Annotated in this window: 16 protein-coding genes; 9 read left to right on the plus strand and 7 right to left on the minus strand. The window is 60.3% G+C overall.

What is annotated here, in order from left to right:
• Window positions 1–36: 36 nt before the first annotated feature.
• On the plus strand, window positions 37–1,248 hold the full coding sequence (locus tag AS026_RS34840; RefSeq protein WP_025659004.1) for a UbiH/UbiF family hydroxylase: 1,212 nt from the start codon (window positions 37–39) through the stop codon (window positions 1,246–1,248).
• Here AS026_RS34840 and AS026_RS34845 read toward each other — a convergent pair.
• The 5 genes from AS026_RS34845 to AS026_RS34865 form a co-directional block, all read right to left on the minus strand.
• Window positions 1,228–2,178 (minus strand): AEC family transporter, encoded by a 951-nt coding sequence (locus tag AS026_RS34845; RefSeq protein WP_025659003.1) that lies wholly within the window; start codon window positions 2,176–2,178, stop codon window positions 1,228–1,230. The genes AS026_RS34840 and AS026_RS34845 overlap by 21 nt on opposite strands.
• A gap of 40 nt (window positions 2,179–2,218) precedes the next feature.
• Window positions 2,219–2,968 carry a cytochrome c biogenesis CcdA family protein gene (locus AS026_RS34850; RefSeq protein ID WP_062375430.1) on the minus strand — a complete coding sequence of 250 codons (750 nt, stop codon included), beginning with the start codon at window positions 2,966–2,968 and terminating at the stop codon, window positions 2,219–2,221.
• 167 nt (window positions 2,969–3,135) lie between these two features.
• Window positions 3,136–3,420 carry a hypothetical protein gene (locus AS026_RS34855; RefSeq protein WP_025659001.1) on the minus strand — a complete coding sequence of 95 codons (285 nt, stop codon included), beginning with the start codon at window positions 3,418–3,420 and terminating at the stop codon, window positions 3,136–3,138.
• A 221-nt stretch (window positions 3,421–3,641) separates the two neighbouring features.
• A complete protein-coding gene (locus tag AS026_RS34860) occupies window positions 3,642–3,869 on the minus strand; it encodes a hypothetical protein (protein ID WP_018858778.1) in 228 nt (75 codons plus the stop codon).
• Window positions 3,870–4,074: 205 nt separating this feature from the next.
• Window positions 4,075–4,230 carry an entericidin domain-containing protein gene (locus AS026_RS34865; RefSeq protein WP_018858777.1) on the minus strand — a complete coding sequence of 52 codons (156 nt, stop codon included), beginning with the start codon at window positions 4,228–4,230 and terminating at the stop codon, window positions 4,075–4,077.
• A 501-nt stretch (window positions 4,231–4,731) separates the two neighbouring features.
• Here AS026_RS34865 and msuE point away from each other — a divergent pair.
• From msuE to AS026_RS34890, 8 genes are all read left to right on the plus strand, one after another.
• Complete coding sequence (msuE, locus tag AS026_RS34870; RefSeq protein ID WP_062375432.1) at window positions 4,732–5,295, plus strand: FMN reductase; 564 nt, start codon at window positions 4,732–4,734, stop codon at window positions 5,293–5,295.
• 19 nt (window positions 5,296–5,314) lie between these two features.
• On the plus strand, window positions 5,315–5,485 hold the full coding sequence (locus AS026_RS42555) for a hypothetical protein (protein WP_167354930.1): 171 nt from the start codon (window positions 5,315–5,317) through the stop codon (window positions 5,483–5,485).
• A gap of 20 nt (window positions 5,486–5,505) precedes the next feature.
• Window positions 5,506–5,664, plus strand: a complete 159-nt coding sequence (locus AS026_RS42160) for a hypothetical protein (protein ID WP_156932677.1) — start codon at window positions 5,506–5,508, stop codon at window positions 5,662–5,664.
• A 9-nt stretch (window positions 5,665–5,673) separates the two neighbouring features.
• Entirely contained in the window at window positions 5,674–5,805 is a 132-nt protein-coding gene (locus AS026_RS44075; protein ID WP_280949572.1) for a hypothetical protein, read from the plus strand.
• Between the two features lie 40 nt (window positions 5,806–5,845).
• Window positions 5,846–6,445, plus strand: coding sequence for an RBBP9/YdeN family alpha/beta hydrolase (locus AS026_RS34875; protein ID WP_062375494.1), 600 nt, complete (start codon window positions 5,846–5,848; stop codon window positions 6,443–6,445).
• A gap of 152 nt (window positions 6,446–6,597) precedes the next feature.
• Window positions 6,598–7,257 (plus strand): peroxiredoxin, encoded by a 660-nt coding sequence (locus AS026_RS34880; RefSeq protein ID WP_062375434.1) that lies wholly within the window; start codon window positions 6,598–6,600, stop codon window positions 7,255–7,257.
• Window positions 7,258–7,294: 37 nt separating this feature from the next.
• Window positions 7,295–8,626 carry an LLM class flavin-dependent oxidoreductase gene (locus AS026_RS34885; protein ID WP_062375435.1) on the plus strand — a complete coding sequence of 444 codons (1,332 nt, stop codon included), beginning with the start codon at window positions 7,295–7,297 and terminating at the stop codon, window positions 8,624–8,626.
• Between the two features lie 230 nt (window positions 8,627–8,856).
• Complete coding sequence (locus AS026_RS34890) at window positions 8,857–10,506, plus strand: Na/Pi cotransporter family protein (protein WP_062375437.1); 1,650 nt, start codon at window positions 8,857–8,859, stop codon at window positions 10,504–10,506.
• 82 nt (window positions 10,507–10,588) lie between these two features.
• On the opposite strand, the gene AS026_RS34895 is transcribed toward AS026_RS34890, so the two are convergent.
• Entirely contained in the window at window positions 10,589–11,461 is an 873-nt protein-coding gene (locus AS026_RS34895; RefSeq protein ID WP_245307731.1) for an amino acid ABC transporter substrate-binding protein, read from the minus strand.
• A gap of 297 nt (window positions 11,462–11,758) precedes the next feature.
• Window positions 11,759–13,291 carry an FAD-dependent oxidoreductase gene (locus AS026_RS34905; RefSeq protein ID WP_025658993.1) on the minus strand — a complete coding sequence of 511 codons (1,533 nt, stop codon included), beginning with the start codon at window positions 13,289–13,291 and terminating at the stop codon, window positions 11,759–11,761.
• Window positions 13,292–14,161: the final 870 nt, after the last annotated feature.

Below are 14,161 nucleotides of genomic sequence, written 5' to 3' on the forward strand. Positions count from 1 at the left end.
ACCGGATCGCCGTCAAAGAATTGACGGAACGGTGCAATGAAGACTTTTGAAATCGCGGTGATCGGTGGCGGGCTTGCTGGCATGATCGCCGCCATCGCCTTGGCTCGCGGCGGACGCAACGTGGCTCTCGTTGCCCCGCCATCGCCGAGCCAGGACCGGCGCACGACCGCGCTCATGGATCAATCGATCCGTTTCCTCGACAGGTTGACCTTGTGGGAAAAGTTGCGGCCAGCGGCCGCGCCGCTTTCCACCATGCGCATCATCGACGGCACGAATCGCCTGCTGCGGGCGCCGATCACCACATTCCGTTCGGTCGAACTCGATCTTGAGGCCTTCGGCTACAATTTCCCGAACAAAGCCTTGATGGGGGTGCTGGAGACCGCAATCGCCGGTGAGGGGAACATCACGCGCTTTACGTCGTTTGCGGACGTGATCGATATCGGCACCGAGGCGGTGACGGTCACGCTTGCCGATGGCGAAATCCTGTCGGCGACGTTCGCGGTTGGCGCTGATGGGCGCAAGTCGAAGCTGCGCGAAACCGCCGGCATCGACGTTCGCACCTGGTCTTATCCGCAGTCGGCCATGGTGCTGAACTTCGAACACACGCTGCCGCATGAGAATATCTCGACGGAGTTCCATACGGAAAGCGGACCCTTCACTCAGGTGCCGCTGCCCGCCAATCGCTCCAGCCTCGTTTGGGTCCAGAACCCATCGGATGCCGTCGCCCGCAATGAACTCTCGCTCGTCGAACTGAGCAATGTCGTCGAGGAGCGCATGCAGTCACTGCTCGGTAAGGTGACCGTCGAGGAAGGTGTGCAGCTCTGGCCTCTATCAGGCATGATGGCCCATCGCTCCGGCAAGGGGCGGATTGCCCTCATTGGCGAGGCATCGCATGTCTTCCCGCCGATCGGCGCGCAGGGGCTGAACCTCAGCCTGCGCGATGTCATGGCGCTTCAGGACATTCTTTGCACGCGACCCGAACTGCCGATCGCGGCTGATGCCGGCGACCGTTTCGATCGGAAGCGTCGCGCCGATATCATGAGCCGCACCGCGAGCGTCGATCTTCTCAATCGCTCGCTATTGTCCGATTTCCTGCCTGTGCAGATGATGCGCGCTGCCGGCCTGCACATTCTGTCGGCACTCCCCCCACTGCGCAGCATTGTCATGCGTGAGGGCATCGAGCCTGGTCGTTCGTTCCGCGATATTCCCGGCGCGATCAAGGAAAAGCTAAGCCGGAAGAAAGCCTGATTTGATCGCAATCAGGAAGAGCGAGACGGTCACGACGGAAAGCGCCGTCGTGATCAGGATCGTTGCCGAAGCGCGTTCCTTCCAGACGCCATATTGCTGTCCGATGACGAAGACGTTGGTTGCCGTCGGCAGGGCGGCAAGCAGTACCGCGGCATAGATCCAGACCGGCTCGAAGCCACCGATGGCGGTCAGCGCGAGATAGACGACAATCGGGTGCACGATGAGCTTCGCCAGAACGATATAGCCGATTTCGGCCGGTATGCGCCTCACCGGCCGAAGCGCCAGCGTGACGCCCATGGCAAACAAAGCGCAGGGGGCGGCAGCCTGCGCGAGATAGTCGACGAAATGCTGGAATGCGGCCGGCTGATCGATGTGAAAGGCGGCAGCAACGAAGCCGAACGCCGTCGACAGGATAAAGGGGTGGAAGGCCACTTTCCGAGTAATGTCGATCGCCAGCCGTCCCGCGGAACGCCGGTCATCGCCTGCCGCTGCCATCAGCGCCGGCGCGACGATAAAGTGCAGCGCGTTCTCGAGGCAGACGATCAGCGCGACCGGTACGGCCGCTGCTTGGCCGAGCGCCAGCAGAGCGAGGCCAGGCCCCATATAGCCGATGTTGCCGTAGGCGCCGGCAAACGACTGGATCGTGCAGTCGGCGAGCGAATTACCCCGGATCCAGCGACCGATCGCGAACAGCGCAATGAAGATCGAATAGGTTGCCGCGAGATCGGTGGCGATGAAGTCGATCCTTGTCAGATCTTCGAAGGGCGTGCGTGAGACGAGCTTGAAGAACAACGCCGGCAGCGCTGCATAGATGATGAAGGTGTTCATCCAGCCGAGCGCGTCGGCCGGCTGCTTCGTCACCTTGCCTGCGATATAGCCAATGAGGATCAGGCCGAAGAACGGCAGGAGCAGACTGACAATGTCGAACAACGGCTATTCCAAATGCAAATTTCTGCAGGGTGATTTCGGCTTAGCCGATTTTCATCAGGATTGGAAAGGTCTGCTGGAACCAGATTGCGACGTCACTGACGAAACCGAACATGAAGGCGAGGCCGGTCAGGACGAGGAATATGCCCATGACTTTCTCGACCGTTCCGAGATGCCGGCGAAAGCGCGTCAGGAAGTTCATGAAGGCGCCGGAAAAGCCAGCGGCGATCCAGAACGGGATGGCAAGGCCGAGGGAATAGACGGCCAGCAGCCCAGCACCTGAGCCAACCGTCTCCCGCGAGGCCGCAACGCCAAGGATCGCACCGAGTACCGGACCGATGCAGGGTGTCCAGCCAAAAGCGAAAGCCAGGCCCATGATATAGGCACCGGTCAGCGTCGCGGGCTTGCCGCTGCCCTGGAAGCGCGCCTCGCGGGCCAGAATTCCAATCCGGAAGACTCCGAGGAAATTCAAACCCATGACGATGATGATCAGGCCGCCGATCTTTGCCAGGAGATCGAGATGCTGGCGAAGCGCCATGCCGATGCTGGATGCACCAGCTCCGAGCGCCACAAAAACGGTCGCGAAGCCGAGTGTGAAGAAAAGCGCCGAAAACAGCACGCCCCGCCGCGCGTCCGGGGCAACGGCAACGGCGCTGCCACCGCGAAACTGCTCGACGGAAATGCCGGCCATATAGCAGAGATAGGGGGGAACGAGAGGCAGGACGCAGGGCGACAGGAACGACAGCGCGCCGGCAAAAAGGGCGCTCAACAAGGAAATATCGGCAATCGACACTTAGGCACTCCGGCGGCAGGCAATGATGCGCGAAGTCCTATCGCAACCTAACCATCGGGGCCAATCACCTTTTTGCGCTTTCGTTGAAAAAGGAAGGAAGGACGCAGGATGCGGAACCGGTGATCGTGCGCCGCCGGGCGCACCATCATTGCCTTCCGCACTACATGTTAGCGGTCGCGGCAGACCGTCCTGTATTTGGTGATGTAGTGGTGATGGCTCTTTTTCTGGTAGGGCTGGTCCCAGCACACCTGTCGCGCATAACGCGGGCGATAATAATCATCGCCATCATCGTCGTACGCATAGCGCGGGCCGTGCCTATAGTAGCGCGGCGGAGGCGGATCGTCATAATAGCGTGGGCCGGAGCCGAACTCGAAGTATACGCCGTCCGCGAAAGCCGGTGCGCTTACGAGCAGCGTCGCTAGTCCGGCGGCTGCAACAACTAGCTTTCTCATGATCGGTCTCCATCTGTATCTTTCAACGCAACGCTTCGGAGCGCTGATGGTTGGGCAGATTAGATGTGGCGAATGAATGCGCACTGAAACCGGCGTTCATGTCCCAGTCATGCGGATGATCGCGCCGAATCATGATTCGGTTGAGTTTGGTCGGCGGCAGACGCAGCGAAAGCAACCGCCTGGAGTCAGCGGCGCGCCATTTCTGTCGTTGCCGTCACCGCTCAGTGATCCGTATCCGAGATATGGGGAATGTGCAGTACCTGCCCATCGAGCAGGAGCAGAAAATGATCTTCATCGAGTCGATTCACGATCTCGCCTTCTTCGGTCATATAGTCGGTCTTGGGCGAAGGCGCGTTTTGGCCAGAAATCCTGATCTGCTGAATGACGACATAGGTTTTTCCTCTGTCGTCCTGACACCGAAACCGCCTTTCCTCTTTATAGTTCGACATGGCTAGGCCTCCATCGCATCCAGACGAATCTTTGCTTCGATCGATGCGATTTCAAGGCCCGCCGGCTATTTCCGTCGATTAACGCGAAGAGATTGAAACGCTCCTTTCGAACGCGCTCAGGCTGTCCACCAAAAAACGCGTCTCGGCGGGTTTCAGACCGGAAGCATGCAGGGTCCGGTTGTTGGCGGAGAAGCCATCAACGAGATTAGCGGGACGCAGCATTCGCTACACGATTGCCGGCGTTCTGGGTCGCATTGACGGTATTAGCCGTATCGCGCCCAATGCCCTTGATCGTGTTTGCGCAAGAACTCAGTGCCATGAGCATGCATAGGGCGGCGGCAACTTTGGCGGTGATCGTCATTGGGTTGTTTCCTGGTTGCAGACGATAGTTAATGCTCGAGACCGCAAGTTGTTCAAAACGAACGACAATCGAAGGAGAAAAGCGGGGGAAGGGACCAAGAAAAGCCCGGCGGGATAGAAACCACCGGGCCTTTTTGACGAACCTACATAGGCGATGCTGGTCCGGCAGCGCGGATTTCAAACGCTGCAATCACACAACGAGCGGCGCGGCCAAAGGTTCCAAGAAAAACGCGTATGCCGAGACAGAAAGCTTGCGGCACACCTTGGAACTTTTGAACGGCCGGGCCGTAGCAGGCGCACGCGATTACACAGTCTGGCCGTCGCTCTCTGCCGCCTCATAGGTTTGCTGTTCAACAGCTTAGGAGAGTTGCAGAAGCCAGGCTGCGTGACGGCGCGTCCGAGGGCATCGAATTTCACGGTTCTCCTAGATAACGGAACGTCATTTCTTTTGTTCATAAAATTTATAGACAATATTCGGTCTAACAACAAAGGAGAGAGATCTATGTCGCTGCGATTGGTGGGTATTGCCGGTAGCTTTAACCGTCCGTCCAAGACCTATGCCCTGGTCGAGCATATTGTGGGGCTTGCTGCCGAAAACTACGGCTTTTCAAGCAAGATCTACGATCTGAAGGACGTCGGTCCGTCGCTGGGCACTGCGCTCTGGCGTCGCGACCTGGATGAACAGGCCAGCCAGGTTCTTGATGATATCGTGAAGGCGGATGTCCTGGTCATCGGCTCGCCCACCTACAAAGGCTCGTATCCCGGCCTGTTCAAGCACTTGATCGATCTAATCGAGCCGAGCGAACTGCGCTCGAAGCCCATCATCATTTCTGCCACCGGAGGCGGAGACCGCCATGCCCTGATTGTCGAGCATCAGCTGCGGCCGCTGTTCGGATTCTTCATGGCCCACACGTTGCCGACGGCCGTCTATGCCGCTGACCGCGATTTCGTCGGCTACAAAATCGCTTCGGAGGCGCTGTCTGGCCGCATCGGTTCTGTCGTCGATGAACTCGCTGCCTTCTCTTTCGTCCCGTCGGCAAGGGCCTCGCTTCAGGCGGCCGAATGAGATTTGGCGGAATGGTGGCATGGACAGTTCGGAGAAACGGGCGATGGGGAGCGAGCTTTGGAGCGTCTTCGACTTTGCGCGTCGCTATCGGCTGACGATGCGCGAGCAAAATCGACTGCTGATGCTGTTCGGCCCGGTCGCCAGTGCCGCGGACCTGCTTTCGAATGCGAGGCGCAACCAGCTGATCTGAGGTAGGGCAAGGAGAAAACGATGATGCAGTCTCTTCTTCTTTGGTTCCGGTCGATGGTCCTCATCGGACTTTCCCAACCGGCAGTCGCACCACGGTTTGAGCCGCATGGCGACGGCGAACTGACGGCACGCGACTATGAAATCTACTATTGGAGTTCGTCTCCGGCGCCTTGGTATTGAGGGATCGTCATGGCCGTTTTCGATGCTCGCCATATTGCTCCGCGTAGCCGGCTTGCCGATGCCGCGGCGGATGTGGCTGCTTCCGCGGCGACGGTGTTCGCCTTCGGGTTCCTCTTCGCCATCACCCTCGGCGTTCTCTAGGAACAGATACTCCTTCACACAATGCGGATAAGGATTGATGATGGCGCCAGTACTTATGCTTCCCGGGCTCTTCGGATCAGAAGATGCGCACTGGCAAACCGCATGGCTGCGGGACCATCCCGAAAGTCGCCTTGTCCAGCAGGACAACTGGGATCATCCGCACCTCAGCGTCTGGCGGGCGAGGCTCGAGGCCGTGCTCGAAGATGCCGGTGAAGCCTATATCGTTGCTCACAGTCTTGGATGTCTGCTCGCGGCAAGCCTTGCCGGGCGGCCTGCTGCGGCGCGGGTGAGGGGAGCGCTGCTCGTGGCGCCGTGCGACCTGCTGGTGACTGAGAAGCTGCATCCCGGGCAGATTGCGTTTGGTACGATGCCGACGGCCGAGCTGCCGTTTCCGAGTATCGTCGTCGGCAGCCTGAACGATCACTACATGTCGCTCGATCGGCTGACACTGTTTGCCCGTCTCTGGGGCAGCGAGCTTCGCAATGCCGGTTTGGCCGGGCACGTCAATGTCGCCAGCGGCTATGGCCGGTGGCCGGGGGGCTACCGTGCCTTCGAAACCCTGAAAGCCAGAACGCGGCATCTCGATAAGATACCGCCGAAAAAGCCGTCTCTTGGTAGAGGGGCCTCATCCGCGTGGTAGTCGATGTCATCGACGAGGCAACTGGCCGGCACGCGAACTTTGCGGCCATTGATCACCGGCATCGTGGCACAAGTGCTTGAACAGTGCCAGAAAACGACTACAGAATCGCCTGTCATTGAACACCAGCGCCATTTCCAACAAGGTCACTACTCATGAGCCTCCGCATCAACGATATTGCCCCTGATTTCACCGCCGACACCACACAAGGTCCCATTCAGTTCCACGACTGGATCGGTGACGGCTGGGCCGTACTCTTCTCGCATCCGAAAAACTTCACGCCGGTTTGCACGACCGAGCTTGGGGCGATGGCAGGGCTGGAGCCCGAATTCCGCAGCCGCGGCGCCAAGATCATCGGCATCTCCGTCGATCCGGTGGAAAGCCACAGCAAGTGGAAGAGCGATATCAAGACGGCGACCGGCTTTGATGTCGACTATCCATTGATCGGCGACAAGGACCTGAAGGTTGCCAAGCTCTACGACATGCTGCCGGCTGGAGCCGGAGAAACGTCGGAAGGCCGCACGCCAGCTGACAACGCAACCGTTCGTTCCGTCTTCATCATCGGCCCGGACAAGAAAATCAAGCTGATCCTCACCTACCCGATGACGACGGGGAGAAACTTCAACGAGATCCTCCGCGCGATCGACTCCATTCAGTTGACGGCAAAGCATCAGGTCGCGACGCCGGCGAACTGGCAGCAGGGCGATGACGTCATCATCACGGCTTCCGTCTCCAACGAGGACGCGGTAACGCGCTTCGGATCGTTTGACACGGTGCTGCCGTACCTGCGCAAGACCAAGCAGCCGCAGGCGTAGTCGGCGGGCACGGGCAGGCATAAGGCGGGACGACTTGATGGCACACGAGCGACAATTGCATCTCGGCGCCTTCATGCGCCCCGTCAGTCTGCATACCGGAGCCTGGCGCTATCCCGGCGCCTACCCGGACGCGAACTTCAACTTCAAGCACTTAAAGGAGTTTGCGCAAAGGCTGGAGGCGGCGAAGTTCGATGCCTACTTCATGGCTGATCATCTGGCCGTGCTCAACATGCCTTTGGAGGCACTGAAGAGGAGCCAGACGGTAACCTCCTTCGAGCCGTTCACACTGCTGTCGGCGCTTGCCGCCGTCACCGATCGGATCGGGCTCGTTGCGACAGCCTCGACGACCTTCGACGAGCCCTATCACGTTGCGCGCCGCTTCGCCTCGCTTGACCATATCAGCGCCGGGCGCGCGGGCTGGAACATTGTGACGACGGCTAATCCCGACGCCGCGCTGAATTTTGGCCTCGATGAGCATGTCGAACACGGCGAACGGTATCGCCACGCCCGCGAGTTTTACGACGTCGTCACCGGCCTCTGGGACAGTTTCGCCGACGACGCATTTACGCGCGACGTGGAAAGTGGCCAGTTTTTCGACCCGGCCAGAATGCATGTCCTCAATCACAAGGGCGAGGAGCTCAGTGTGCGCGGTCCGCTCAATATTGCCCGCCCGCCTCAGGGATGGCCGGTGATCGTGCAGGCGGGGCAGTCTGAGCCGGGCCGCCAGCTTGCCGCCGAGACAGCCGAAGTCGTCTTCTGCTCGCCGCGCGATCTCCCGGCGGCGCAATCACTCTATGCCGATATCAAGGAGCGGATGGCCGCCGTCGGCCGCGATCCTGATAGCCTCAAGATCCTGCCGGCCGCCTTCATCGTCATTGGCGACAGCATTGAGGAGGCGCGCGCGAAACGGGCGCTGCTCGACAGCCTCGTTCACTATGACAGCGCCGTCGCTTCGCTCTCGATCGCCCTTGGTCATGATGCTTCCGGCTTCGATCCGGACGGGCCGCTGCCTGAGATACCCGAGACGAACGCCAGCAAGACCGGCCGCGCGCAAGTGCTGAAGTTCACCCAGGAAGAGCAGTTGACCGTTCGGCAGCTCGCGCAGCGCTATGGGGGCTACGCGGGCCTTGCCTTCGTAGGAACGCCGGAAACGATCGCCGATGAGATGGCGCAATGGCTGACGGCACGCGGCAGCGACGGTTTCAACATCGTCTTCCCCTACCTTCCCCAAGGTCTCGACGATGTCGTTGATCGGCTTGTACCCGAGCTGCAGCGACGAGGCGTTTTCAGGAGGGAATACGAGGGTGCGACGCTACGTGAACACCTTGGCCTATCTCGGCCCGTCAACAGGTTTTTTGCAAGCCGCTGAGTCGCAACAACTGGCGAAGAAGCATCCTCTTACGGCAAGGAGAGGCAAGGGGGGAGGCCGGCCGCCGCGGATCAGATTCGGAAAAGATAAGCACCGAATCGAAGGCCGCGCGTTGGCTTTCCCGTGCGCTCACTCACCCAAGGGAAGGGCATTCCAAGCCCGCTTGCACGGCGCGGTTGGTCCTATTAGCTTGAAGAGATAAAGAGCGAAGCGAAGGGAGCCAAACGCCGATGTCGACAGCGGTTGCCATTCTCGGTGGAATTGGGCTCTTTCTCCTCGGCATGACAGTCATGACCGAGGGCCTCAAGGCATTGGCGGGATCGGCGTTACGGACCGCCTTGGGCGCGGCAGTCGCCACGCCGCTCTCCGGCGCTTTCTGGGGCGCTGTCGTCACCTTGCTCGTCCAGTCGTCGAGCGCGGTGACGATGACGACGATCGGTCTCGTCAACGCCGGGCTCTTGACCTTCCCGCAGGGGCTTGGGCTCGTTTTCGGCGCCAATGTCGGCACAACGGGAACGGGATGGCTGGTTGCGCTGATCGGCGTGAGAGTCTCGCTCTCAGCCTACGCGCTGCCGATGATATTCATCGGAGCGCTGGCCAAGCTACTGAGCGGTGGGAGGATCGCGGCGGGGGGCAGTGCGCTTGCGGGTTTCGCGCTCATTCTTTACGGGCTGACGACGCTGCAGCAGGGCATGGGGGGACTGGCGGAGACGTTGCATCCGTCCGATCTGCCCTCGGTGCTTGGTTCTCCGGGAGTTAGCTGGGGCGCGGGTTTGGCTGGCCTCATGATGCTGATCGGCGTTGGCTTGGCGATGACGGCGGTCATGCAGTCCTCGACGGCGGCGATCGCCGTGACCATTTCCGCCTTCTACGCCGGGGCAGTGAGCCTGGAGCAAGGCGCAGCACTGATCATCGGCCAGAATATCGGGACGGCGACGAGTTCCGCCTTAGCCGCGATCGGCGCCAGCACGACGGCCAAGCGCCTCGCCCTGGCCTATGTGCTGTTCAAGATGATCGCGGCGCTTATCGCGATCATCGCCTTTCCGTTCACGACTGTACTGATGAAACGCTTTTCCGCGTCGGTCGACGGGATGACGCAGCTTGCTGCCTATCACACGGCCTATAACGTCGTAGGGGTTGCGGTGCTGCTTCCGGCGACGCAATGGTTTACCCGCGTTGTCGAGCGTATGTTGCCGTCGAGGCAGACAGCCGTTCAGCGCGCGCTTGATCCAAGCGCCCTTGCCAGTCCGGTCATCGCGATCGAGACGGTCAGGCGCGTCCTGGCGGACGTCCTCGCGACGAACACTGCCTCGGTTTCTGCTGCGCTCTCGGGCCCGACGAGGCTTGCGACCGGAGGCGTTTCGACCGGCATTGTGCTGTCGGAGATACGGGATTTTCTCTCCGAATTGAAGGAGCCGCCCGAGACTGAGGATGAGCGGTTGCGCATGACGAGCATGCTGCACGCGCTGGATCACGCTTCGCGCCTTGCGGAGGTCCTGGAGGAGGGGGAGCTCCCCGGCCGGCCGGTCGAAGCCGTTCTCGAAAGCCGCGCGACCGAGCTATGCGCACGTGTGATGATCGCGGCCGAAGCGATTGGTCGCTCGATCACTTCTGAAACCGCCCTCAGCGCGCAGGCCGCGGCTATCGGTTGGAGCGTGTCACCCGAGGTCGCCGCGACGCTTTTGGAAGCCGAACGGGCGGCAAAAGAACTCAGCGCGCTGAAGCAGGACCATCGCGCGACAACTCTTGCCTCGGTTGCACCGGGAGAGCTGGTAGCTGCAAGTGCCTTCGCGCGGATCGACGCCGCTCGACGACTCGACCGAATCGCGCATCACACCTGGCGGTTGGCTGCCCATCTTCTCGGGCGCGGCGGGCATTAGGCATCAGGATACCCCTTTGCGGTCGGTCGTTCCGCAAGGCGGTGCAGCTGCTTGTGTAATCCCTTGATTGAGGTGATTAAAATCAATCGGGAACATGCTCCATGATGATTTGCGTGTGCAGCATCGGCGACTCGGATCCGAAATAGCCTTCCAGCAGCGGCAGAAAATCGTCCGACAGATAGAATGCCGTCAACGCACGGTCGGCCAGCAGGCGGAAGTCGGCGTCGTCGCGACGCAGCGCTATTGCATAGGGTTCATGCGTAAAGAGCCGATCACCGATCTCGAGCGACGATGGATCGCGTGCCCTCTTGGCCAGGCTGATGAGTAGCACCTGATCGGCGATATAGGCGTCAATCTTGTGATCCTCCAGCGCCTTAAGCCCGTCCTCGTGCGTTTCGAAATCGGAAAGCTTCGTCTTCGAGGCTTGGATGGCCAACGCCTCGCGCAGGGTCGTTCCAGTTGTTGTGCTTGCCCGCACCCCGATTACGCGTGTGGAGGGGACACGCTGGCTGACCGGGCGAACAGCGGGCTTCTCGAGAAAAAGAGTCTGCAGATAGTTAGGCGAATCTTTGCGGAGCAGCGCGGTCGCCCCCGTCAGAAAGATTGGCTGTGAGAAGTCAACGATTTCTCGCCTCTTCAAATTGACTGTGATCGCGCCGCAAAGCAGGTCGATCTGTCCGTTTTTCACTGCATCGAAGCCGTTGGCGAGCGTCATTTCAACGTATTCGCGCTTCAGTTGCGGAACCCGATACTCTATTTCGTCGGCGATCTTGCCACACAGGTCGATGGCATATCCCATCGGATCGGCGCCCGATTTGACGGAGGAAAAGGGCGCCTCGTCGGTAATGTAGCCGATACGCACACTGCCGCGCTGGGTGACCGTATCGAGCGTCGCAGCGCCCGCCGCGATCGCGGAAAGCCAAAGGGCAACATTCGCCAGCAGAAATCGTCTCATGCACTTTGCCATGGGCATGAACCTCACCACGAAAAAAAACGGCGATCTAAAAGGCGTACGCGCAGATTATGGGCAGTCAGCCATTTGTCAACTCAGGGCACCTCGCTGTCGCGGGACGGAAAAGCCCCATCTTGCACTGCAGGTCGGGCGCCTGGATCGACATGTGATGCCGTTGGCAGCCATTACAGCCGCGCGCGTGACGCTCACGTCGGCAGCCACACGGTGCTTTATGGATCAACTCCACGGCGCTATTTTTCGACAGGAGAGATGCGGGTTGGCATAGAGCCACTACGCGCGTTATGCCTTGTTTTGTTCCATCGCCAGTTCTGCCTCGAGGCTTTCCGCATCGCGGAAGATCGTGACAACCGCCAGAACGCGTCCGCCGTGCGTGAAGCGCAGGAGGCAGTCCTTCGCAGCAATGTCGCCCTCGATCTCGATCGCGTCCCATCTCTCGGCGTGTCCGACATAATTGATCGGGATGTCGTAATGCTGGCTCCAGAAAAACGGCACATCCGTGAACTCCTTCCGGCGTCCGAGCATGTTCAGCGCAGCGGTAGCACCCTGCCGCTCGGCCACGACCCAATGCTCAACTCTGATGTTCTCGCCGCTGTGGGGGTCGGGCCACCGCGCGATGTCGCCGGCCGCATATATCCCCGGCGCGCTGGTCTCCAGATAGGCATCGACCAGGACACCCCGATCGATGGTAAGCCCCGCTCTTTCGGCGAGATCGACCCGCGGGCGCACGCCGATGCCGGCAACGACCAGGTCGGCAGTCAGCGTGCTGCCGCTCGTCAGCAAAACCTCGCTGGCGCCGATGCTGGCAGCGGTATCTTTCAAATGGAAGACGACACCATGTTCATCATGCAGGGCGCGGATGAAGTCGCCCATCTGGGGACCTAGCACCCGTTCCATCGGCCGTTCCTCAGGCGCCACGACATGCACTTCGACACCGCGGGTCCGAAGCGCGGCAGCGACCTCGAGGCCGATGAAGCTGGCGCCCAGCACGACAGCGCGCCGCGCCGCGCCGCTCTGCGCGATGATCGCGCGACTGTCGGCAAGCGAGCGCAGTGTGTGGACATGAGGCTGGTTGGCATCCGGTATGCTGGGGCGCACCGGTTCGGCGCCGGTCGCTAGCAGCAATTTGTCGAAGGCGACCCGGCCGCCATCGGCGAGCACGACCTCTCTGGCGCGGACATCAATGTCGGCAACCTTCGTTCCGAGGCGTACCTCGATGCCGTTCTTGGCATAAAAGCCTTCCGTGCGCAGTGGGATCCAGTCTTCGGGAGCCTTGCCCGCAAGATAGTCCTTCGAGAGGTTGGGGCGGTCGACCGGCAACGCCTCGTCGTCGCTGATCATGACGATGGCGCCCTGATATTGTTCGCGCCGCAGTCTTTCGGCCGCGGCAAAAGCCGCCGCGCCACCGCCGACGATGACGATTCTTTCCGGCAAGACCTCGGCATTGCTATCGCGCGAGGCTTGCGACGATTTCTTGCGTTTCTCGCCAACGAAAATCCTATCGCCGCGCTGCTCGACCGACCAGCACGTGAGCGGCGACAGGGCCGGTGCGCGCAGGGCCTCTCCGGTTCGCAGGTCGAAGCAGGCATGATGCCAGGGGCAACGAACACTGTCGTCGACAACCAGGCCGTCGACCAGCGGTCCGCCATAGTGCGAACAGGTGGCGGCGACGGCAAATATCTCTGCTCCACGACGCACGAGAAGCACGGACTCGCCGTCTTTGTGACCAACCAGCTTGCCTCCATCGGGAAGGTCGTCGAGTGCTATTCCGAGGGCGAGATCGGGTCCCTTCGGATCTGAGCGGCTATCGGTCATTTTCTCCTCCGTCAAAAGGCAGCTGCCGGTATCGCCTGCTGCGAGGAGGTTGTTGCCCAGGCAGCTCCCTTAAATTCTCGGGCTACTCTGCCCTTTAGGTAAGTGAATATGGCTCGAAGTAAACGTCGCCAAATACATCTGGAGTCGCTTTCGCTGTTTCCAATGATGCCGCGTTCGGAACAGGTGGCCCGCTCGTTTCGCACCTTGACCCAGCGCAAGCTTGAGGACCCAGGGAGGGCAACGATTATCTACAAAGCTGTCCAGCGCGACATGGCGGTGGAGTTTTCGGACTCGCCATCAAATCGCTGCGCCTTGGGCGCCGCGCCAGTTCGTCGCGCGAGGGTGCAGCGAATTTCCTCGGATCGTGCTTGTCGAGCTTAAAATGAGGTTGTCTGGATAAAGCGCAACCGCCTCGGGCAACGCTCTCCTTGTGACAGTCTAGGGGCGTCCAATAGGATGCAAGTCACTGCGCTGCAGCGTTGTGCTGCAAAAGCGCGGAGCCTTGCATAATGAGATATCTACAGGAAAAACTGACATCCAAACGAAACGACGGCAATGGCCAATGGCATCGTTAGCACGGCGATGCTTTGCCAGTCGGTTTGATGTCCATAGTCTCGCGCTTCCGAGTTCATTCCAGCTACCCCCTTCATGGAAGCAGCCTACCCGACTTAGTGGCCGTGTCGTCTCAAAATAAGTTTCTGGTTGTAATATTCGCGGCAGATCGAGACCGCGTTCGGGGCTCAGCCTAAACCTTTCTGACATCTTGCAATTTGAGGCTTTCAATGACGGGCTTCCGGTCCCCCAAAGGTATTGCCGCGTGCATCGCCGATGCAGATCGGCGTCGTATCAGCGTCGAGACACCATATGCGT

It is taken from the genome of Rhizobium altiplani, from assembly GCF_001542405.1.
Lineage (GTDB): Bacteria > Pseudomonadota > Alphaproteobacteria > Rhizobiales > Rhizobiaceae > Rhizobium > Rhizobium altiplani.

Bases quoted from the DNA above. Each gene is read 5' to 3' on its own strand.
- AS026_RS34840 (WP_025659004.1), top strand. From the start codon at position 37: ATGAAGACTTTTGAAATCGCGGTGATCGGTGGCGGGCTTGCTGGCATG.
- AS026_RS34855 (WP_025659001.1), bottom strand. From the start codon at position 3,420: ATGAGAAAGCTAGTTGTTGCAGCCGCCGGACTAGCGACGCTGCTCGTA.
- AS026_RS34860 (WP_018858778.1), bottom strand. From the start codon at position 3,869: ATGTCGAACTATAAAGAGGAAAGGCGGTTTCGGTGTCAGGACGACAGA.
- AS026_RS34865 (WP_018858777.1), bottom strand. From the start codon at position 4,230: ATGACGATCACCGCCAAAGTTGCCGCCGCCCTATGCATGCTCATGGCA.
- msuE (WP_062375432.1), top strand. From the start codon at position 4,732: ATGTCGCTGCGATTGGTGGGTATTGCCGGTAGCTTTAACCGTCCGTCC.
- AS026_RS42555 (WP_167354930.1), top strand. From the start codon at position 5,315: ATGGACAGTTCGGAGAAACGGGCGATGGGGAGCGAGCTTTGGAGCGTC.
- AS026_RS42160 (WP_156932677.1), top strand. From the start codon at position 5,506: ATGATGCAGTCTCTTCTTCTTTGGTTCCGGTCGATGGTCCTCATCGGA.
- AS026_RS44075 (WP_280949572.1), top strand. From the start codon at position 5,674: ATGGCCGTTTTCGATGCTCGCCATATTGCTCCGCGTAGCCGGCTTGCC.
- AS026_RS34875 (WP_062375494.1), top strand. From the start codon at position 5,846: ATGGCGCCAGTACTTATGCTTCCCGGGCTCTTCGGATCAGAAGATGCG.
- AS026_RS34880 (WP_062375434.1), top strand. From the start codon at position 6,598: ATGAGCCTCCGCATCAACGATATTGCCCCTGATTTCACCGCCGACACC.
- AS026_RS34885 (WP_062375435.1), top strand. From the start codon at position 7,295: ATGGCACACGAGCGACAATTGCATCTCGGCGCCTTCATGCGCCCCGTC.
- AS026_RS34890 (WP_062375437.1), top strand. From the start codon at position 8,857: ATGTCGACAGCGGTTGCCATTCTCGGTGGAATTGGGCTCTTTCTCCTC.
- AS026_RS34895 (WP_245307731.1), bottom strand. From the start codon at position 11,461: ATGAGACGATTTCTGCTGGCGAATGTTGCCCTTTGGCTTTCCGCGATC.
- AS026_RS34905 (WP_025658993.1), bottom strand. From the start codon at position 13,291: ATGACCGATAGCCGCTCAGATCCGAAGGGACCCGATCTCGCCCTCGGA.